Source organism: Halodesulfurarchaeum sp., from assembly GCF_036626455.1.
Taxonomy (GTDB): Archaea; Halobacteriota; Halobacteria; order Halobacteriales; family Halobacteriaceae; genus Halodesulfurarchaeum.
Window position 1 is genome coordinate 1 of sequence record NZ_JAZKRK010000014.1, and the last position, 19,869, is coordinate 19,869.

A 19,869-nucleotide genomic window follows, 5' to 3' on the forward strand; every position below is an offset into this window, starting at 1 on the left:
GGCAAACATGTGGGTCGGAATGCGGTTGTCCCACTCCTGCCGGTCATCATGGGCGAGTTCTACCTCCTGATCGGCGGTTCGGTGCTGGTCGAGAAGGTGTTCTCGATCAACGGGCTCGGGAACATGTTTTTCCGGGCCGTCCTGGGGCCGGACATTCCGCTGGTGATGGCGTTGGTTTTCATCTTCATCATCTTCCAGGTTCTCTTCAACATCACCCAGGACCTGCTCTACACGTTTATCGATCCGCGGATCACGCTGGAGGGGGCTGAGAGGTGACCAAGATGGACGACGATGTCATTTCCACGACACGGGCCGAACTGACTGATGCCGAGAAAGCCCCGCTGCGCGAGCGCATTGCTGAGAACCCGGAACCGGCCCTGCGCTGGGGCGCGGTGATGGCGTTTCTCGTTCTCATCGAGATATTCACGTTCGCAGAAATCGCGGTGACGCTCAGCCAGGCGTTAGTCGTGGCCGTCACAGGGCTTATCGATATCATTGTCGGACTCATTTCGCCCTCGGCCGCCGCGGTGATTGTTGACGTCCAAACCGCCATTACGGGCTTCCTCGATGGGGTTCGGATCTTCTTCGAGCAGCTGCCCACGTTGCTTGGCCGGGAAGTCATCCCCAACCAGGGCTACCAGACGGGACCTGACGGGCCATGGGTCGGCTCGTTCCTCGGGCTCGAACCGGCGATTGCCTGGGCGATCCGATTCACGCTCCTCGTCGCCTATACGATTTTCACCTCCTATTGGATCTTCCGAGGCTGGCTCGTCTTCCGTGACAATTACCGGCACGAAGGATGGACTCCCACAGATGACATTATCCGCCGATTGCGCGGACATCGATGGGGTCAGTTCGGAATCGTCGTGCTTATCCTGTTCTTGATGATGGCGACCTTCGGTCCGGCGTTGAGTCCCTCGACGGTCGAGCAGAACATTCAGAGTCCGTACAGTTACGACATCCAATACTTCTCGGAAGAGACGGGGCAGGTCGAAACGATTGCAGCTGGAACGGCGAACTTCGAATCGAAGTCGAAGGGATCGGTCGGGCAGAACATTGCCCCGATGACCTATGACGATTACAGCCGGTTCCATCCATTCGGCACACTCCCCAACGGCCGAGACTTGTTTACATATATGATGGGTGGGGCCCGCATCTCGCTCATCGTCGCGGGCATGGCTATCGGCATCGCTTCGATCATCGCAGCGATGCTCTCGATGATCTCGGCATACTACACTGGCTGGGTTGATCTCACGATCCTCACCACGGCAGAGGGGGTAATGTCCATCCCGAGACTACTCCTGCTCATCATGGTGAGTGTCGTCTTCGCGAACCACTGGATGGGGAGCGTTCTCGACGGCGGATTTATTTTAGCACTTGTGTTTGCCCTCACCACTTGGCCGTTCCTCTGGCGGGCGGTGCGCGGTCCGGCCCTCCAGGTCTCCGAAGAGGGGTGGATCAAAGCCGCAAAGAGCTTCGGCCAACGGCCGCGGACGATCATGCGCAAGCACATGCTGCCGTATATCGTCGGCTACCTGATGGTGTATGCCTCCATGTCGACAGGGGGCATCATCATCGGGCTTGCCGCACTATCCTTCCTCGGAAACGGGCTCGGGATCAATCCCCCGACTCCTGCATGGGGACGGGCCGTTTCCGCGGGCCAACCCTACGTTTCAGGACCGTCGTGGCACATTTCGTTCCTGCCCGGGGTGATGATCGTCTTCCTGGTGACCGGACTGAACGCGTTCGGTGACGGCATCCGGGACGCTATCGATCCCGAAACTGAAGGCAGTGACACTGAGGAGGCTCAGGTCGGAGGTGGTGGCTGATGGCCCGATCCAACGCGGAACCGATCCTTTCGGTCCGCAACCTCCAGACGGTGTTCTATACGGAACACGAAACGATCCGGGCTGTCGACAACATCAGTTTCGACGTGAATCGTGGCGAAACAGTCGGTATCGTCGGGGAATCGGGCTCGGGGAAGAGCGTGACCGCCCGGTCGATCATGGGGATGATCGAGTCGCCGGGCCGGATCCTGGAGGGGTCCTCGATCGAGTTCGAGGGCCGGGAACTCACCGAGTTGACGAACGAGGAGTACCGATCCGTGCGGGGCAGCGGCATCGGCATGGTCTTCCAGGACCCTCGGAACTCGTTGAATCCAGTCTACACGATCGGGAACCAGATCAAAGAATCTCTCAATGTCAATCGGGGAATAACGGGGGCAGAAGCCACGAGAGAGGCGATCTCACTGCTTGAATCCGTCGGGATTCCCGACGCGGAACGGCGTCTCAGCGAATATCCTCACGAGTTTTCCGGGGGGATGAACCAGCGGGCCGTCATTGCGATGATGCTCGCCTGCGAACCGGAGTTTCTCATCGTCGACGAACCGACGACTGCCCTGGACGTCACCATCCAGGCCCAGATCCTGGATCTCCTGAAAGAGTTGCAGGAAGAGCGGAACCTCTCGATCCTCTTCATCACGCACGACATGGGGGTCATCGCGGACATCTCCGATCGAGTCAACGTCATGTACGCCGGTCAGATCGTCGAGAAAGCGCCCGTTGAATCGCTGTTCGCGAATCCACAACACCCCTACACGGAGGCTCTTATCGAGACGATTCCGGGCGAGGAAACCCGCGAAGAGGGCCTTCGGACGATCGAAGGCGAAGTGCCGACGCCGAATGAACCGGCTACGTATTGCCGGTTTGCCCCGCGTTGCCCGAAGGCCTTTGACGCCTGTGAAACGAATCCGCCCGCCAATGTTCCGGTCGGGGAAGGCGACGAACACTTCGCGGCGTGTCTGCTCTATCCCGAGGGGCTATCTGAGGCGGAACGACTTGAACGACACCGTGAGCACCAACCCAGGACTGGGATCGACTCAGGAGGTGCAGACGAATGAGTGAGTCCGATCTCCGCCCCGAGCGTCCGGTCCGACCCGGTGAACCGCTTATCGAGGTTTCCGGCTTGAAAAAACACTACGGAGGTGATGGCGTGTTCGCGGGGCCACCAGTCAAGGCTGTCGACGGGGTGAGTTTCACCGTCAAACGCGGTGAGACACTGGGCCTGGTTGGTGAATCGGGCTGTGGAAAGAGCACCCTCGGCCGGACTCTGATCCGACTCGAACGGGCGACGGACGGTGAGGTGTTGTTCGATGGGGAGGACATCACGACCCTGTCGGGCCGAGACCTGCACAAGTGGCGTAAAAACGCCCAGATGGTGTTTCAGGACCCACAATCGAGTCTGGACGACCGGATGACTGTCGGTGAGATCGTCCGCGAACCGCTTGATGCCCACGGTTGGGGAACGGATAATGACCGCAAGACCCGCGTTCTCGACCTCATTCAGGACGTGGGGCTCCAGGATGAGCATTACTATCGCTATCCGGCACAGTTCTCAGGGGGACAGCGCCAACGGATCGGGATAGCCCGTGCCCTTGCACTGGAACCGGAGTTCATGGTCCTCGACGAACCGGTCAGCGCGCTCGACGTGAGTGTGCAGGCCAAGATCATTAGCCTCCTCGAACGGCTCCAGGACGAGTTCGACCTGACCTACCTCTTCATCGCCCACGACCTCTCTGTTGTCAGGCACATCACAGACCGTGTGGCGGTGATGTATCTGGGCAAGGTCATGGAACTCGGCGAGACCGAAGAGCTGTTCAGCAACCCCTCGAACCCGTACACACAATCGCTTCTCTCGGCGATTCCGGTCCCGGATCCAACGGCGGGCGATCACCGGATTACCTTGCCTGGCTCGCCCCCGAGCCCCCGGGACCCACCGACAGGATGCCAGTTCTCGACGCGGTGTCCAGCGAAGATCCGGCCCGAGGGGTATGACCTCTCCGAGGACGTCTGGGACGCGATCGAGCGGTTCCGCGAGATCGTTCGTGAACGATCTCGCATCGATCTGGGCGTTCCCGACCTGGTCAAACGACGGGTGGGGCTGTTCTCCCGCTATGACGACATCGATCACACCCTCGAAGATCTCTTCGCGGATCTTGACCTGCCTCCCGAGGTCGAGGAGATCATCGACGGGGCAGCGAACCGGGTGAAAGCAGGTCGCCCCTCGGAGGCCCGGAAACACCTCAGCTCGGCCTTCAACAGTGTTTGTGACGATAAACGTCCGGATTTCCACGAAGTCAGTGGATCGGGCCGACAGAGCTACTGTCACCGCCATGGACGGGAGTACGAGGATGTCGGCCCCGTCATCGAACGCCGCACGAAATGACGACCCGACTTCGGGTACTCGAAGCATTCTACTGGGTCGTTGCTGTGGCCCTGCTGCTTACAGTCGGCCTCACAGTGCTCGCCTTCATCTTCGGCGACGGGTGGTTGACGCTCAAATACCTGCTTTTCGTTGTCGGGTTTCTCATCTTCGGCGTGGGGAGCTGGACCCTCTGGGCACGCTCTCGCAAACGACCCACCATCTGGCCCTCGGTCGACGTCGGTCCTGACCCGGACGACGAACTGTGGTTCGAGCCCAGATTGTGGGAACTCCCGGGGCTCCGAGGTGAGTGGCTCCCACCCCGCGATCGAGTGAGCCGATCGGTCAAAACCTTCCTAACTGGCATCGCTGTGCTTGCTATTTCCTATGTGATGGAGACCGTCTTCGACGTGGCTGTCTGAGCCGGCAATCATTTATCCCTATTCACGTCCTTGAGGCCGTATGACCAGAAATAGGCCCGACGAGACGACCCTCGGGGAGGCCGAACGGATGGCTCGGACGAGCGACGAAGCCCGGAGCGGCTGGAGTCAAACCCTCGAAGACATGGCGGCAATGGCTGAGGACCGGGAGGCCGCCGGGTACGAGGTACTCACACTCCAGGCCGGGAACACGGCGCCAAAAGGGCCGGAACAGGGCGAGAAAGAGCGGTGGGGCCTGTTTTACGTCATCCCTGGTGACGATGCCGAAACCTTTCAGGACCTCCTCGAACGCGCCGATTTCGAGGAGACCGGCGTCTATCAGCAGTCGATCGGGCGGTACACCTTCATCGTGACCGAGTGCATCGACCACGATGCCGAACTGGATCTGCTGATCGCCGGGAGCTATCTCCGACGGGCAGCGCCGGACCTCGTCCGAGCCGCACTGGACCGTGAGGGGATGTACACCCACGTGAAGAAACTCGATGGGACCCATCTGGGTTCGATCGAACACGAGGACCCCTCGGCGTTTTTCCCGAACCCGGACTCGATTTTCGCCTACGAACAGTCTCTATAACGTAGCGCCGGATCTGTCGCTGTCGGCTGTCCGTTTTCTCAGCCCGTTTGTTGTTAATCCAACCATTCGTTCCCGTTCCGATGTTTTTAAATAAAGCCTGAGACTTCGTACCATATGTCATGGTGTCTGATGCCACGTCCATGGCCGTCACGGAATCGACCGGTGAGGTCATGGCCGCTGTCGAGGAGGCCGGCTCCCAGTCGCGGTATGTGATCGCTGACATTTCCCGGGATGACGCCTGGGTATCCGCGTCGACAGACGCGACACGAGACCTCAAGGCGTGGCGATAGGCCACCTTTTTGCCCACGGACCCCGTTCCGCAGTGTATGCACGCACAGGAGGTGACACCGGAGCGAACCCTGCTCGTCGAGCTCGAGTACGACGAGTCACTCTCCTCGGAACTCGCTGCCCTCGCCGAGTCCGCCGACCTCGAATCGGCCTGGATCCTTGGAACAGGGGCCGTCAGGAAGGCCGAACTCGCCGTCTACGACCAGGACGAGTTCAGCGCCGAGTCAGTTGCCTTCGACGAACCGCTGGAACTGCCGGTTTTCACCGGGACGATAACGACTGCAGACGAATCGCCCGCCAGTCAGGTTCAGGGAGTACTCGCTCGGCCATCAGGCCAGGCGCTGGCCGGTCGGATCGAGTCCGCGACCGTCTTCGGTGGGACGGCGATCGTTTGGGGCGTTGCCGAATCGCTTTCCCGGGACCCCGATCCCGCGACCGGTGTGGACCGGCTTTCTCTGTAGATGCGCGAGGTCGAATCCGCCTATTTCACCGAACTCGAAACGCGCCTCCAGCAGGCCATCTCGGTCGCCGAAACCGCACGCAAGCACGGAGCAGACCCGGTTCCGGACGTCGAAATCCCGGTCGCAACCGACATGGCCGACCGCGTGGAGAACATTCTGGGGATCGACGGCGTCGCCGCGCGAGTTCGGGAACTCGAGGACGACTATTCCCGCGAGCGAGCCGCGCTCATGCTCGTCGAGGACTTTGTCGAAGGGAACGTCGGCGAGTACGAAACCCGGCAGGGCAAAGTCGAAGGTGCGGTCCGGACCGCAGTGGCGCTGCTGACTGAGGGGGTCGTTGCGGCCCCGATCGAGGGCATCGATCGGGTGGAACTTCGTCAGAACGACGACGGGTCGGAGTTCGTGGCGGTCTCGTATGCGGGCCCGATCCGATCGGCCGGTGGGACGGCCCAGGCGCTCTCGGTGCTCGTTGCGGATTACGCTCGCGCCCTGCTGGGCATCGAGGCCTACCAGCCCCGCGAGGACGAAGTCGAGCGCTACGCGGAGGAAGTCGCACTCTACGACAAGGAGACCGGGCTTCAATACACGCCTTCGGACGAGGAGACCAAACACATCGCCAGGAACGTCCCGATCATGCTCGACGGCGAGGCCACTGGCGAAGGCGAAGTTTCGGGTTTTCGAGACCTGGAACGAATCGATACGAATCGCTCCCGCGGGGGGATGTGTCTGGTACTAGCGGAGGGTCTCGCGCTCAAGGCACCCAAGATTCAGCGTTATACCGACGACCTCGCCGAAGTCGAGTGGCCGTGGCTCCAGGCGCTCATCGACGGCGAAGTCGGGGCCGAGGCGGAGTCTGTGGAGGATGAACCTGGGACCGATGCCGACGAGCCCGACGAAACAACCGGCCCACCCCGAGTTGACTCGAACAGGAAGTACCTCCGTGATCTCATCGCCGGCCGACCTGTTTTCTCTCACCCGAGCGAACCAGGCGGCTTCCGCCTGCGATATGGCCGGGCCCGAAACCACGGCTTTGCGACCGCTGGCGTCCATCCCGCAACGATGCATCTCGTGGATGACTTCCTCGCGACGGGCACCCAGATCAAGACCGAACGACCAGGGAAGGCTGCAGGGGTGGTGCCCGTCGACTCGATCGAGGGTCCGACGGTGAAACTCGCGAATGGGGACGTGCGTCGCATCGACGACCCGGAGGAAGCCCTCGATGTCAGGAACGGGGTGGAAGCGGTACTCGATCTGGGTGAGTACCTGGTGAACTACGGCGAGTTCGTCGAGAACAACCAGCCATTGGCCCCGGCGTCCTACACGGTCGAATGGTGGGTGCAGGATATGGCGGCGGCCGGCGCCAACGTCCAGGCCCTCGAGGATTCCCCGTACGTGGATTTGGCGCACCCCGAGCCCGAACAGGCACTCAACTGGGCGCGTGACCACGACGCACCGCTCCATCCCGAATACACCCCACTCTATCACGACATCGACGTGGCGGATCTCGATCAACTTGCAGCCGCCATCGCGGCGGGGTCAATCGAAGATGACTCGCTGCATATCCCGCGGTCGCCTGGTGTCCGGGAAATCCTGGAGGTGCTCATTCTTGAACATCACCAGGCCGAGGAAACACTCGTGGTGGATGACTGGCGACCGTTTGTTCGGACTATCGGTCTCAGCACCGATCTCGACCGGGAATGGACTGTGAGGGAGCTCTCGGCGGCTGCCAGGGACTGGGGCAACGCCATGAAGGCCGTCGAGGAGGTGGCACCGTTCTCCGTTCGGGAACGAGCACCGACTCGCATTGGGAACCGGATGGGCCGCCCGGAGAAGTCCGAATCACGTGAGTTGAGCCCGGCTGTCCACACGCTGTTTCCGATCGGCGAAGCCGGTGGCAACCAGCGTGACGTCGGCAAAGCGGCCGCGGCGGGTGACGAGATCGACGGCACACAGGGCACCGTTGAAGTGGATCTCGGCAAACGCGAGTGTCCTGAGTGTGGCACTCGAACCTACAAACCCCGGTGTGAGGAATGCGGGGCCCAGACCCGCCCGGTCTATGAGTGTCCCGAGTGCTCGATTCGGGTCGAACCCGACGAGGCGGGCCGGGTCGAATGCCCGAAATGCGAGCGGGAACTCTCGAACGTCGAACGACAGACTGTCGATGTTCGCAGCGAGTTCCAGGAGGCACTCGCTTCCGTTTCGGAGCGAGAGAGCACCTTCGATATCGTGAAAGGTGTCAAGGGGTTGATGTCAGAAACCAAGATTCCCGAACCGATGGAGAAGGGCATTCTCCGGGCCAAACACGGCGTCACCGCGTTCAAGGACGGGACGGTTCGCTACGACATGACCGACCTCCCGGTCACGGCAGTTCGCCCGGCCGAACTCGACGTATCTGTCAGGAATTTCCGGGAGTTGGGCTATGAGGAAGACATCAATGGCGACCCGCTGGAGCATGCAGACCAGCTCGTGGAGCTGCGGGTGCAGGACATCGTGCTCTCGGATGGGGCCGCCGAACACATGCTCAAGACGGCGGATTTCGTTGACGAACTGCTCGAGGACTACTACGACCTCGAGCCCTTCTACAAGCTCACAGACCGCGAGGGGCTGGTCGGCGAACTCGTCTTCGGGATGGCCCCCCACACGAGCGCGGCCGTTGTCGGGCGGGTGGTGGGCTTTACTTCAGCGGCCGTGGGATATGCGCATCCGTACTTTCACGCCTCGAAGCGTCGGAACTGCTTCCATCCGGAGACCAAGATTTGGTTTCAGGACGAGAGGGGCGTCTGGCACTACGACCCGATCGAGGAGTTCGTGGAAGAACGACTTGATCCGACAACAGCAGCGGAAGACGATTTTGGTACGCTCGTTCAGGAATTGGATGGTGGGGTGGTTGTTCCGTCACTGAGCCAAGATGGCGAGATCGTCCGCAAACCGGTTGATGCAGTCTCAAAGCATGTTTCAACCGATCATCTGGTCACGATTCAAACCAGAAGTGGACGGGAGTTGACGGTAACTCCCGATCACGATATCCAAGTCCTCGAAGATGATAGTATTCATTCTAAAATGGCCAGTGAAGTATCCTCCTCTGATTCGCTTCTGACGCCTGCCCATCTGGAAGTTTTCGACAGTAGCGACAGCGCCCAGACGTTTGACCTTTTGGAGGAATTTCTCCAAGTGGATGAGATCGACCGCGAGTCTCTGATGGTGAAGGGAATCGATAAAGGAGAGTTATATAGCCTTTTTAAAGGTGTTCTCGCCGATGAATGGGAAGGCGAATTCTATCCACTGAAGAGTACTGCGGAGTTTCTCGGGTTACCGAAGAAAAGACTGAGTAATTACATCTATCGTGAAAGCATTCCGGTGGCGATTTTGATGGATTTGCTGGGGTCTTCCGAAGCGACAGTTGAACGGATTCCAAATGCGGTTACGTTGGGGATGAAAAGAGATCGGGTCGAAATAGACCGAATCGTAACTCTTGACAAAGATCTGGCTACGCTGATTGGATATTATGCTGCAGAGGGTTTTGCTCGGAAGCAGGAGACATCGAAGGGGACAATTCATCAGGCCACTATCTCCGGGATAGAATCAGTCGCTCGTGATTTTTTCGAAAACACGCTTGAACGGACATTCGGGGTCAAACCGTATCGTGAAAATCATGCAAAAGTCACCGTCTCAGGCCGGTTAATGCGAGTGTTCTTCGATAAGATTCTTGAAGTCGGGATTACTGCAGAGACCAAACATGTCCCACCGATAATTTTCAATCAATCGGACGAACTCGTATCATCGTTTCTAAGTGGCTATTTCAGTGGCGATGGACGGGTTGACAAATCATCTCTCCTAATCACGGCGACTACAGTCAGTCGGGAACTAAAGGAAGACTTGTTAGCACTTTTGACCCGTTTGGGAATAAGTGCTAGTGTTGATACGACAGACCCAATCCCGTTAAAAGAAAAGTTCCCCGACTTTTACGACGAAGAGGACAATTCAGTTTCACGGAAAGGGTATGTGATTAGAATCTCATCCACCGACGCTGTAGAATTCAGCCAGTCCGTCGGGTTGCATCTCCCCCGAAAGAACAAACGACTTCTCAATCACGTCAAGGAAACGAACCCTGCGGGTAGAAGAATTTTCGACGGGGGTGACGGCGACTATTTGGTAGACGAGGTGGCCGACGTAACGTATGTGGAATCCGGTGTCGAGTACACCTACAGTCTCACCGTCCCTGGCACGCATTCGGTCATCGTCAATGATACCTCTCAAAAGCAGTGCGACGGCGACGAAGATTGCGTGATGCTCCTCATGGATGGCCTGCTCAACTTCTCGAAGAAGTACTTGCCAGACTCTCGGGGTGGGAGAATGGACGCACCCTTGGTCATGTCCTCCCGAATCGATCCGGAAGAAATCGACGACGAGGCCCACAATATGGACACCGTGACCCAGTACTCACGGGAGTTCTACGAAGCCACCCGAGAGATGGCCGATCCCGACGCTGTCGACGTCGAACTGGCCGAGGACCATCTCGATACCGACCGGGCGTACTCGGATTTTGGATTCACCCACGACACATCGGACATTGCGCTCGGACCGGATCTTTCGGCCTACAAAACCTTGGGCTCGATGACGGAGAAGATGGACGCGCAACTCGAACTCGCCCGGAAACTCCGCGCCGTCGACGAGACGGACGTGGCCGAACGGGTCATCGAATATCACTTCCTGCCTGACCTGATCGGGAACTTGCGAGCGTTCACCCGCCAGGAGGTCCGATGTCTGTCCTGTGGCACGAAATATCGTCGAGTGCCACTTTCCGGGACCTGTCGAAACTGCGGCGGTGACGTGAATTTGACTGTCCACGAGGGCTCGGTGACGAAGTACCTCGAGACCGCCCTGGAGGTCGCCGAGGAGTACGGCTCACGGGAGTACACGAAACAGCGGCTGCGAATTCTGGAACGCTCGATCGAGTCGATTTTCGAGAACGACAAGAACAAACAAAGCGGCATCGCAGACTTCATGTGAATCGGCGGAAGTACCTGTTGACCCTCTCAGCCGCGGTTTATCGGACGTTCCACTGGGATTCCAGGACGGTGTGAGATTCCAGCGCAGATTCGAGCTCGGCCACACTTCGGGCGAGAGTTCTGGCGATGGACCGTTCGTACGAGATCCGGTGTGGAGAACCCGAGATATCCATTGCTCCAAGCACTGATCCATCCGGGTCCTGAACTGGGACGGCCACTGCTTTGAGGTTCTCCCAGGCCTCCTCCTCGTTGACTGCGTAGCCTCTCCGTCTGACAATATCCAGCTCCTCGCTAAGGGTTTCACGGTCGGTGATGGTGTATTCGGTCCGCTTTGGCAGGCCCCACCGATCGATGATGCTGTCGACGCGATGTTCGTTCATTTCGGCCAGCATTGCCTTGCCAGCCGCCGAACTGTGGAGATAGAAGTACTGGCCTCGCTGGAATCCTTTGAGAGTACCCGTATCGAGGCTATCGAAGAGCGTGATCGCTCGGCCGTTTTCCAGCACGGAGAAATTCACGACCTCGCTTGTCCGGCCGGCGATCTCGTAGACCTTCTCACGGGCCAGTGTAAACTCTGTTTCCCGCCCTTTGGCTTTCGTCCCGAGGTGGAACAGCTTGAGTCCCAATTGGTATCGGTCGTCCTGTTTCACTACGAGGTCGTTCGAAAGCAGCGTTTGGAGGTGTTTATGAGCCGTACTCACGGCCATATCGAGCGCCTCGGCGACTTCGCTGACGGTCGGGCTGTCCATGTCGGCAACTGCGTCGAGGATTCGAAGGGAGGTGTCTGTTGTTTCGTGGGTTCGTGGCGTGGGCCCGCTCATTGTATAGCCCAATGTTTCACGTTATAGAAAAACCCCGGCATCGAGTGGTGGCCAGCACAAAATTTTATATCGCTATATGTAGTTTATTACTTAAACGATGAGGCGGCCATGGCAGATGTCAGGACACTTTCGGCGGATTACAGCAAGGGTGAAAATTTGGCTCGGCTATTGGCCGAAACAACAGGATTTTGTAATTCTCCTGGGCTACTCGCTGATCTTTTATAGAGCGCCACGAGCGATAATTTCTATATTGGAATGTGGTTTGGTTGTGGAACCTTCCAATCTTCAGCGAGTTCTTCGTGGCGACTCTTTCACGATCGTCTTTGAATATGATCTGTGGCATCATGGTTTGGTGCCAAACCTCCGATTAGCATATAAGTTAAACTTCATACCGCTATACAAAATTTAGGCTGCGACCGAACACTCCGTGATAAACCTGATTATATCAGTGAATATGCCTCGCAAAGCTTCTCTTAAGCCCATTTCCCATAGCTGCCCTGTGAGGCTCTTTTGAGCCCGTTACGAAAACTGTCGTTTTGAGACCTCTTCCTGCTAGCTATGGTAAAACCCGTGGACGAGGTCAACCGCCTCGGGGTCAAGCCCCGAGGTATCCGCCTTGTAAATTGATGAAACCAAAACGGCCTTAGAGCAGACCGGTTAGGCAGGGGCTGGCGTTTCGGGCTCCTCCAGAATCGAGTTGAGGAGTTTGGATTGGGCGGCTGCCAGGTGTTCGGTAAACGTCGAGGTGGTAATTCCGAGTGCCTCTGCCACTTCGCCCGCGTTCGAGCCTTTCGGGTGCTTGAAGTACCCCATCGAGTGGGCGGTCTCCAGCACTTCGCGCTGTCGCTCTGTGAGCTCGCCCCGGTCGACGAACACGAGGTCCTCGGATCCTTCTTCGTCGCGGGAACTCACCAGCCGCTGGACGTCGACGTTATCGTAGTTGTCCCGTAGCGCCGTGACCGCCCCACGGAGTTCGTTCATTGTGGGGGCATGGAACACGATCGAGAGGTCGCCGTCGATCGCTTGGGTATCGACGATCGGGCAGTCGTACTCCTCAACCATCTCACAGGCACAATCGTGCCCGAACGAGCGCTGGAAACGATAGACTGACTGCTCCCCGTAGGAGAAGATCGGTTCGAGGTCCGCCCCTTCGGATGTGACCTCCGTGTCTGTGGCGAACTCCTCGGTGACACGACCGCTCTCCGGATCGACCCGTTTCGAGACGTTGAAACATTCGACCTCGTCCTGAGACACCTGTGCGACTGGACAGCTTTCCAGATCCGACAACCGTATTTTGGCCCTGATTCCACCAGCCTCTACGGCGTCGCTTGCGAGGGCGCTCATCGCTCGTCACCAAGCCCGTCCAGGCTCAACGACGGGGCCATGTCGGCGATTGACCCCATTCGTGATCTCACCGTGGCGCGATTCGTGTCGTACATATTTGGTTGTTTACCCCCAAGGGTCCTATAATCCGTTGTCCTTCCCAACTTTTGAAAACCGCGGTTACGCGCGGTTTCAGCCGCGTTATCGGCCGGAACAGACCTCACGACCCAAACAGCGGCTCCTGAAACCACCCCCCATATACGGGAAAGATGGGGTTAGCCTTGCTGGGGCCAAAACGGTTTAGCTGTCCTCTCCAGAATGATATATTGATGACTTCCGGCATTCGGGCTGAGTTGGCATTCGAAGATCCCTCAGCCTGTCAGATTGCCGGCTTTACCGATGGGGACACCGACGCGAAGTCGATTTCCTGGTCGGTCGCCCCCGAAACAGGGCAGATCACTGAAGAGTTCGCCGTCGAAGGGGACCCGGAGGTCGACGGGGCTTCTGAGGTGTTTTCTTATGGCAATCGAACCATCTACCGGTTCCAGCGCGATCACCAGGGATGCTGTCCTTGCGAAACCGTCCAAGATTTCGATGTCCCGGTTCGGGACATCCACACCGTCGATGGTGCACTGCACCTGGCCATCCATGTCGAGGACATGGAAGAACTCCGGGACATCATCGTCGGTATCCGTAAGGAGTTCTCTGAGGTGCGGATCGTTCGATTGGTCCATGCCGAGGAGACCGGCGATGACGACCTTGTGTTGGTCGATAGGGGCGAGCTCACAGAGCGACAGCGCGAAGTGCTGGAAACGGCCCACTTGTTAGGATATTTCGATCACCCGAAGGGGGCAAATGCCGGCGAAGTTGCCGACGAACTCGGAATTACCACCTCGACGTTTACCGAACACCTGGCGGCCGCCCAATCAAAGCTCCTCGCTTCGATTTTGTCGTAAACTCAGCCGTCCAATTGCGCCCCAATCACGTCGTCCACAGCCGCCAGAAACGCGGGTTCCTGCCCGGCAGGGACCGTGGCTCCCGCTGCCATGGAATGGCCACCTCCCTCGCCACCGACATCGGTTGCCGACACACGCATGGCCTGTCCCAGATCGATCCCGCGATTAGCCAGCCGTCCTGGGGCCCGGGCCGACACTTTGACCCCGTCGCCCGCAAGTTTGTCCGCAAAGCCGACGATGGGCCTGTGGCGGTCGATACCGTCCGAGCCCAACACCATGCCGGCGACTATCCCAACGATCGTGTCCCGGATCTCCGACCGGGCGTGAAACCACTGGACATGTGATTCTCGCCTGACGCCTGTTTCGACAACCCATTCGATGCCCTTCGAGAGGTTCATTCGATGCTCTCGAAGCAACTCCAGGGCGGCCTCGAGAGCCTCCTCACGGTCACCTCGACAGACTGCCAGGCCGATCTCGCTTCGTTCGTAGCGAGCCGTGGCGTTGAGCACCGTCGAGAATTCACTCGCATCTCGAAGTTGGGTACCTGGCTCCTCCCGGGCGAGTATGTATCGGGTCCCGACTAACCGCTCAATTCTGTCCGAGGGGACGCCTCGTTCCATGGCCCTGGTCATAAGCCCGCTCGCGACCGTGGTTCGGGTCTCGGGATCTAGTTCGGTCCAGGTCGGCCATCGATCCCCGTCTTTGATCGGGACCGGGAGCTCTTCGAGGAATTTGATCGCTCCCCGCCGGTTGCCCGTGATCCCCGGAATACGAACGTCCGAGGTGTATTCGAGGAGTTTCGGCAGTGGTCGGGTCTGGGTCCCGTAGACGGCGAGATCGGTGCCACTTTCGACCATCCCTGCTGTTTCGCCCTCCGCAGCGATCGCCTGATTCGCGCCGACGAGTTCGCCCTCGACAGTTTGCCTATCACCGATCGCCCCGACGACCGCCAGCGCTGCGAGTTCACGTGGGTCTCCCTCCACGGCCCCGATCTGGTCCGCCATCGCTCGAGCCAGGACGTAGGCCGTCCCCGCTCCCGCGAGTTCCCGGCCCCCATCGAGACCGACTGTACGGGGATTGAGAAAATGCTCGATGCTGGCATCGACTGGCTGATGGTGATCGACCACGATGGGTGTGAACTGTCCCGTACTGGCATGGTGGGCGAGCCGATCCAGTCCGCCACTACCCAAATCGGTGAAGAGCACCGTCTCCGTGGACGCGGCAGCGAGTTCGTCGATGGCATCCTCGTCGAGCCCGTGTTTGATCTCGGTCATTACTTCCACGCCGGCCCACTCGAGAGCGGTCCCAGCAATCGCAGCGCTGGTCAGGCCGTCGGCATCGTCGTGAGAAACCAGTCGGACCGAATCCGCAGCCGCGAGATGAGCGGCCGCCCGAGATGCTCGCTCGTGCAGGGCGGGGACGGGTGGCTCCATTACGCTCAAATCAGTCGGCACCCGGGATAAACGTGCGGACCGGCTCAGTGGCTCTCCAGTTCGCCGACGACGGCTCGGGCCAGCGCCGCAAAATCGGCTGACTCGGGCACGATGCTGACAGTGACTCCGGCCGCAGCTGCAGTCTCTGCAGTCGGGGAGCCGATGGCGCCGACGACGGCTGACTCGAGTCCGTCCCGAACCGCGGCTTCGACGTCCCGGTCGGCGGCAATGGAGAGGAAATGCTTGACGGTCAGCGAGGAAGTGAAAAGCGCCCCGTCAAGTGCTCCATCCGCTGCCAAAGCGACTGATTCTCCGGCCCCGTCGGGAATCACGAGTTCGTAGAGCACCGTTTCGTGAACATATGCGCCGGCGTCGGTGAGCCCCTGGATGAGGGTTGGGCTCCCGTGATCGCTTCTGGCCACCTCCACTCGCTCACCGTCGACCGAGTCTTCGAGGGCGTTGACGAGCCCAGCCGAGGTGTACACTTCGGGAACCAGATCGACGTCGAATCCGGCCGCCTCGGCGGCGTCCGCGGTGGCCGGCCCGATGGCCACAAACTGTGTGTCTTTTGACTCCCACCCGGCCTCGGCAGCGAGTTCGACGCCCGTTTTGCTCGTGAGAACGGTGACTGCGCCGTCTGATCTGGGTTCGGTGCCGGTTGGCTCGACTGCAAGCATCGGGTCCGGAACTGGCTCCACATCGTGTTCCTCGAGCAGTTCGACTGCGTCTTCGATGCGCTCGTCATCGGGGCGAAAAACTGCCACCTTGGGGGCCGACTCCGTGTCACTGGTCATGTCCGTTTGGCCTCCTCGATGAGTTCGGCCGCGCCACGGTCGGCCAGATCAGCCGCAAACCCTCTGGCGTCTTCGGCATAGGACTCGACGTTCAGGGCCCGTCGCTCGGTGAGTTCCTCGCTCCCGTCCTGGCTGAGCACCTGGACGTTCGTTTGTACCACGTCGCCCTGAAGCGTTGCGTGGACGCCCAGCGGAGCGACACAGCCGGCGCCAAGTGCTTCCAGCACGATTCGTTCGGTCGTCGTCGCGACACGGGTCGGCGGATGATCGAGCGCGGTGTGGATCGCCTCGGCAACTTCTGTTCCCTCGTGGGCAGCGACCGCAAGCGCTCCCTGTCCCGCGGCGGGAACGTGGGTTTCGACGGGAAGGTCATGGGTAGGGACGGCATCGAGGAGCCGGCTCCGGACCAGACCGGCTTTCGCGAGGACGATGGCGTCATATTCGGTTTCGACCTCGCGACCGAGGGCGGCCCGCTCGATTTCGGCCAGCGAGTCGAACCACTCCTCGGCGCTCTGACTGTCCGGTGGGGCGACGTCCTCGTTTTCTTCGGCTTCGAGCCTGGCCTCGTGTTCGTCCTGTAGCGTCGGAGCGAGCGCCTTCTCGAGTCGCGTGTCGACGTTCCCTCGCAGCGGTTCGATGGTCAGATCGGGGCGACGGGACTGAACCTGAGCGCCCCGTCGAAGGCTGGAGGTGCCGACGACCGCTCCCGAGGGGAGCCCGTTGAGCGTGTCGCCGTCGGGCGAAACGAGCACGTCCCCGACTGCACCACGGGCGGGAACGGCGGCGATGACGATCTCCTTGGGTTCCTCCGTGGGCACGTCTTTCATCGAGTGGACCGCGCCATCGACGCTTTCGTCCATGACGAGCCGATCGAGTTCCCGAACGAACGCGCCGGTCTTCCCCAGATCCTGGATGAGTGCATCCTCAATGCGATCACCTTGCGTAGTTACGTGCCGCAGATCGGCCTCGATGCGGTGGTCCGAAAGCCGGGACTGGATCTGGGTCGCCTGTCGGAGGGCCAGATCCGACCCCCGTGTCGCGAGTTCGATGGTCCCTTGAATACTCATACGGCCTCATCCGTCCCCAGGGAGGGAAAACCCCTCGTCTCTGCGCTTCCGTTCACAGGACGGCTTTGTAGGCCTCCAGGGTCTCCTCGATGTCCTCCTGGGTATGGGCGGCGGTGAGGAACTGCGATTCGAACTGGTTGGGCGTGAGGAGCACGCCTTCCTCGCGCATTTTGTGGTAGAACACCCGCTCCCAGCGATCGGTGGCGGCGGCTTCGACGTCACTCGCGTCGGTCGGGCAGGTCTCGCTTTGGGTGCAGTCGGGGTCCTGGCGACACCCGGCCGAACAGACTCCCTCCTGGCCGGCGCCGTTGCGGGTGAAGATGACCTTGAACATACTGTCGATGCCGGTCACCGTATAGTCCGGCGCCTGGTCGGCCACGATGTCGACTAACCCCGACCGAATCTCGTCCCCGAGATCGGCCAGGTGCTGGTAGACGTTTTCTTCAGCCACGTATCGCAGCGTTTCCAGCCCTGCGGTCATCGTTACTGGATGGCCCGAGAAGGTGCCGGCCTCGAAGACGTCACCTGAAGGGGTCAGCGATTCCATAATTTCGGCTCGACCCCCGACCGCACCGACCGGGAAGCCGCCGCCGATCACCTTGGCCAGGGTGGTGAGATCGGGTTCGATTCCGAAGTGGCTCTGGGCACAGCCCAATCCCCCGACCCGGAACCCGCTCATGACCTCGTCGAAGATCAGCAGGGCGCCGTGTTCTCGGGTCAGGGCTCGGAGTGTGTCGTGATAACCCTCTTGGGGCATCACGATGCCACGGTTGCCCAGGATCGGTTCGGTGAGGACAGCCGCGATGTCTTCACCCTGTTCGGTGAATACCTGTTCGATGGCAGCCTCGTCATTGAACGGAACGGGAACAGTCTGCGAGGCGAATTCGGCCGGGATTCCTGGACTTGACGGGACTGCCTCGCTCCGGTCGCCTTCGACGAGCGTGCTCTCCTGAGCGCCGTGATAGCCGCCCTGCATGACGACGACTTTGTCTCGGCCCGTGTACCCGCGTGCGAGTCGCACGGCCGCCGTCGTCGCTTCGGTCCCGGAGTTCACGAAGCGGACCATCTCGATGCTGGGGACGTGGCGCGCGATGAACTCAGCGAGTTCGATCTCGACCTCCGTGGGAGCTCCGTACATCGGGCCGTCGCTGACCTGGCTTTGGATGGCCGCGATCACTTGGTCGGGGAGGTCGTGGCCCAGGAGGACGGGGCCGTAACCGGCCACGAAATCGATGTAGCGGTTGCCGTCGGCGTCGATCACGTGGCTCCCATCGCCCCGTTCGATGAAGGCCGGATAGGGTTGGCTCGCTCGAACCGGGGAGTTCACCCCGCCAGGAAGCACGGAGAGGGCCCTATCGTAGAGGTCGCGTGACGTAGTGTGTCGCATGGCTCGTGGTTTGACAGGCGGGGCCATGAAGGTAGTGCTGTTCGCCGCGTGTGTTGGCAGTCACCTCCGCTCACCGACTCACAACTGCTCGGCGACCGTTTCCGCGAAATATGTAAGAATCAGATCCGCGCCCGCCCGCTTGATCGAGACGAGCGATTCCATGGCGGTCGCCTCCAGGTCGAGCCATCCATTTTCAGCCGCCGCATGAAGCATGGCATACTCGCCGCTGACGTTGTAAGCGGCGACGGGATAGTCGAAGTTCTGGTTCACCTCACGGACGACGTCGAGATACGGCAATGCGGGTTTGACCATCAACACGTCGGCCCCCTGTTCGACGTCAAGGGCCACCTCCCGGAGCGCCTCCTCGCCGTTGCCCGGGTCCATCTGGTAATGCCGCCGGTCGCCGAAACTGGGGGCTCCGTCAGCCGCGTCCCTGAACGGGCCGTAGAAGGCGGACTCGTACTTGGCGGCGTAGCTCATTATGGGTGTCTGTTCAAACCCTGCTTCGTCGAGTGCCCCCCGAATCGCCCCGACCATCCCGTCCATCATCCCACTCGGGGCGACCATGTCCGCTCCGGCTTCGGCGTGTGAGACGGCCGTTCGGGCGATCTGGTCGAGGGTTGGATCGTTGTCGACGGTCAAGGTCACGTCCTCAGGGGCCCCCGGTTCGAGGACGCCACAATGTCCGTGGTCGGTGTACTCACAGAGACAGACGTCCGTGATGAGGTAGGCGTCGGTCTGCCGGCTCACTCGGCGGGTCGCCTCCTGAATCACGCCGTCTTCCGCCCAGGCGCGTGAGCCGTCCTCGTCCTTGGCTTTGGGGACGCCGAAGAGGATGACCGATTCGACCCCGGTCTCGAGCACCGCTTCGACCCGGTCGACGATTCCGTCGACTGGCACCCGTTCGTGACCAGGCATCGAGGGAATTTCGACCCGTTCCTCGGCCGTCGCGTCGACGAAGACCGGCGCCACGAGATCGGTCGCCGAGAGGCCGGTCTCCCGAACCAGGTCCCGGATCCCGTCCTGTCGGAGTCGTCTGGGGCGTCGCGTGAGGTCCATACTATCTCTGGCGCGCCGACCAAGATAGTAGCCACGGTACCCAGAAATCACTGGCGA

Annotated in this window: 17 protein-coding genes; 10 read left to right on the forward strand and 7 right to left on the reverse strand. The window is 60.2% G+C overall.

Annotation, left to right across the window (positions count from 1 at the left end; translation table 11 throughout):
- The 9 genes from V5A26_RS05890 to polC all read left to right on the forward strand — a co-directional run.
- The coding region (locus tag V5A26_RS05890) for an ABC transporter permease subunit (RefSeq protein ID WP_332322266.1) at positions 1-276 on the forward strand (276 nt) is incomplete at its 5' end.
- A 5-nt stretch (positions 277-281) separates the two neighbouring features.
- Positions 282-1,829 carry an ABC transporter permease gene (locus V5A26_RS05895; RefSeq protein WP_332320582.1) on the forward strand — a complete coding sequence of 516 codons (1,548 nt, stop codon included), beginning with the start codon at positions 282-284 and terminating at the stop codon, positions 1,827-1,829.
- Complete coding sequence (locus V5A26_RS05900) at positions 1,829-2,899, forward strand: ABC transporter ATP-binding protein (RefSeq protein WP_332320581.1); 1,071 nt, start codon at positions 1,829-1,831, stop codon at positions 2,897-2,899. Before V5A26_RS05895 ends, V5A26_RS05900 begins: the two co-directional genes overlap by 1 nt.
- Positions 2,896-4,224 carry an ABC transporter ATP-binding protein gene (locus V5A26_RS05905; protein WP_332320580.1) on the forward strand — a complete coding sequence of 443 codons (1,329 nt, stop codon included), beginning with the start codon at positions 2,896-2,898 and terminating at the stop codon, positions 4,222-4,224. Before V5A26_RS05900 ends, V5A26_RS05905 begins: the two co-directional genes overlap by 4 nt.
- Positions 4,221-4,622: a DUF7555 family protein gene (locus tag V5A26_RS05910; protein WP_332320579.1), complete on the forward strand. Its 402-nt coding sequence runs from the start codon at positions 4,221-4,223 to the stop codon at positions 4,620-4,622. The genes V5A26_RS05905 and V5A26_RS05910 overlap by 4 nt, the downstream gene beginning before the upstream one ends.
- A 40-nt stretch (positions 4,623-4,662) precedes the next feature.
- Positions 4,663-5,214: a DUF7529 family protein gene (locus V5A26_RS05915; protein ID WP_332320578.1), complete on the forward strand. Its 552-nt coding sequence runs from the start codon at positions 4,663-4,665 to the stop codon at positions 5,212-5,214.
- 119 nt (positions 5,215-5,333) lie between these two features.
- Positions 5,334-5,504, forward strand: a complete 171-nt coding sequence (locus V5A26_RS05920) for a DUF7556 family protein (protein ID WP_442908736.1) — start codon at positions 5,334-5,336, stop codon at positions 5,502-5,504.
- A gap of 36 nt (positions 5,505-5,540) precedes the next feature.
- On the forward strand, positions 5,541-5,963 hold the full coding sequence (locus tag V5A26_RS05925) for a PPC domain-containing DNA-binding protein (RefSeq protein ID WP_332322267.1): 423 nt from the start codon (positions 5,541-5,543) through the stop codon (positions 5,961-5,963).
- Positions 5,964-10,973: a DNA polymerase II large subunit gene (gene polC / locus V5A26_RS05930; protein WP_332320575.1), complete on the forward strand. Its 5,010-nt coding sequence runs from the start codon at positions 5,964-5,966 to the stop codon at positions 10,971-10,973.
- Between the two features lie 37 nt (positions 10,974-11,010).
- On the opposite strand, the gene V5A26_RS05935 is transcribed toward polC, so the two are convergent.
- Together V5A26_RS05935 and V5A26_RS05940 are read right to left on the reverse strand one after the other, a co-directional pair.
- Positions 11,011-11,793, reverse strand: a complete 783-nt coding sequence (locus V5A26_RS05935) for an IclR family transcriptional regulator (RefSeq protein ID WP_332320574.1) — start codon at positions 11,791-11,793, stop codon at positions 11,011-11,013.
- A gap of 657 nt (positions 11,794-12,450) precedes the next feature.
- Complete coding sequence (locus V5A26_RS05940) at positions 12,451-13,137, reverse strand: helix-turn-helix domain-containing protein (protein ID WP_332320573.1); 687 nt, start codon at positions 13,135-13,137, stop codon at positions 12,451-12,453.
- 308 nt (positions 13,138-13,445) lie between these two features.
- On the opposite strand from V5A26_RS05940, the gene V5A26_RS05945 reads away from it, so the two are divergent.
- Complete coding sequence (locus V5A26_RS05945) at positions 13,446-14,072, forward strand: helix-turn-helix domain-containing protein (protein WP_332320572.1); 627 nt, start codon at positions 13,446-13,448, stop codon at positions 14,070-14,072.
- A gap of 2 nt (positions 14,073-14,074) precedes the next feature.
- Here the strand turns inward: V5A26_RS05945 and V5A26_RS05950 are convergent, their stop codons facing one another.
- From V5A26_RS05950 to hemB, 5 genes are all read right to left on the reverse strand, one after another.
- Positions 14,075-15,505, reverse strand: a complete 1,431-nt coding sequence (locus V5A26_RS05950; protein ID WP_332320571.1) for a DHH family phosphoesterase — start codon at positions 15,503-15,505, stop codon at positions 14,075-14,077.
- A gap of 44 nt (positions 15,506-15,549) precedes the next feature.
- Complete coding sequence (locus V5A26_RS05955; RefSeq protein ID WP_332320570.1) at positions 15,550-16,299, reverse strand: uroporphyrinogen-III synthase; 750 nt, start codon at positions 16,297-16,299, stop codon at positions 15,550-15,552.
- Complete coding sequence (gene hemC / locus V5A26_RS05960) at positions 16,296-17,366, reverse strand: hydroxymethylbilane synthase (RefSeq protein ID WP_332320569.1); 1,071 nt, start codon at positions 17,364-17,366, stop codon at positions 16,296-16,298. Before hemC ends, V5A26_RS05955 begins: the two co-directional genes overlap by 4 nt.
- Positions 17,367-17,418: 52 nt before the next feature.
- Positions 17,419-18,753: a glutamate-1-semialdehyde 2,1-aminomutase gene (gene hemL / locus V5A26_RS05965; RefSeq protein ID WP_332320568.1), complete on the reverse strand. Its 1,335-nt coding sequence runs from the start codon at positions 18,751-18,753 to the stop codon at positions 17,419-17,421.
- Between the two features lie 78 nt (positions 18,754-18,831).
- Entirely contained in the window at positions 18,832-19,812 is a 981-nt protein-coding gene (gene hemB, locus V5A26_RS05970; RefSeq protein ID WP_332320567.1) for a porphobilinogen synthase, read from the reverse strand.
- Positions 19,813-19,869: the final 57 nt, after the last annotated feature.

What these genes read in the sequence shown, in the direction of transcription:
- V5A26_RS05935 (WP_332320574.1), bottom strand. Translation starts at nt 11,793, where the DNA reads ATGAGCGGGCCCACGCCACGAACCCACGAAACAACAGACACCTCCCTT.
- V5A26_RS05895 (WP_332320582.1), top strand. Translation starts at nt 282, where the DNA reads ATGGACGACGATGTCATTTCCACGACACGGGCCGAACTGACTGATGCC.
- V5A26_RS05940 (WP_332320573.1), bottom strand. Translation starts at nt 13,137, where the DNA reads ATGAGCGCCCTCGCAAGCGACGCCGTAGAGGCTGGTGGAATCAGGGCC.
- V5A26_RS05900 (WP_332320581.1), top strand. Translation starts at nt 1,829, where the DNA reads ATGGCCCGATCCAACGCGGAACCGATCCTTTCGGTCCGCAACCTCCAG.
- V5A26_RS05950 (WP_332320571.1), bottom strand. Translation starts at nt 15,505, where the DNA reads ATGGAGCCACCCGTCCCCGCCCTGCACGAGCGAGCATCTCGGGCGGCC.
- V5A26_RS05955 (WP_332320570.1), bottom strand. Translation starts at nt 16,299, where the DNA reads ATGACCAGTGACACGGAGTCGGCCCCCAAGGTGGCAGTTTTTCGCCCC.
- V5A26_RS05915 (WP_332320578.1), top strand. Translation starts at nt 4,663, where the DNA reads ATGACCAGAAATAGGCCCGACGAGACGACCCTCGGGGAGGCCGAACGG.
- polC (WP_332320575.1), top strand. Translation starts at nt 5,964, where the DNA reads ATGCGCGAGGTCGAATCCGCCTATTTCACCGAACTCGAAACGCGCCTC.
- V5A26_RS05925 (WP_332322267.1), top strand. Translation starts at nt 5,541, where the DNA reads ATGCACGCACAGGAGGTGACACCGGAGCGAACCCTGCTCGTCGAGCTC.
- hemC (WP_332320569.1), bottom strand. Translation starts at nt 17,366, where the DNA reads ATGAGTATTCAAGGGACCATCGAACTCGCGACACGGGGGTCGGATCTG.
- hemB (WP_332320567.1), bottom strand. Translation starts at nt 19,812, where the DNA reads ATGGACCTCACGCGACGCCCCAGACGACTCCGACAGGACGGGATCCGG.
- hemL (WP_332320568.1), bottom strand. Translation starts at nt 18,753, where the DNA reads ATGCGACACACTACGTCACGCGACCTCTACGATAGGGCCCTCTCCGTG.
- V5A26_RS05920 (WP_442908736.1), top strand. Translation starts at nt 5,334, where the DNA reads ATGGTGTCTGATGCCACGTCCATGGCCGTCACGGAATCGACCGGTGAG.
- V5A26_RS05945 (WP_332320572.1), top strand. Translation starts at nt 13,446, where the DNA reads ATGACTTCCGGCATTCGGGCTGAGTTGGCATTCGAAGATCCCTCAGCC.
- V5A26_RS05905 (WP_332320580.1), top strand. Translation starts at nt 2,896, where the DNA reads ATGAGTGAGTCCGATCTCCGCCCCGAGCGTCCGGTCCGACCCGGTGAA.
- V5A26_RS05910 (WP_332320579.1), top strand. Translation starts at nt 4,221, where the DNA reads ATGACGACCCGACTTCGGGTACTCGAAGCATTCTACTGGGTCGTTGCT.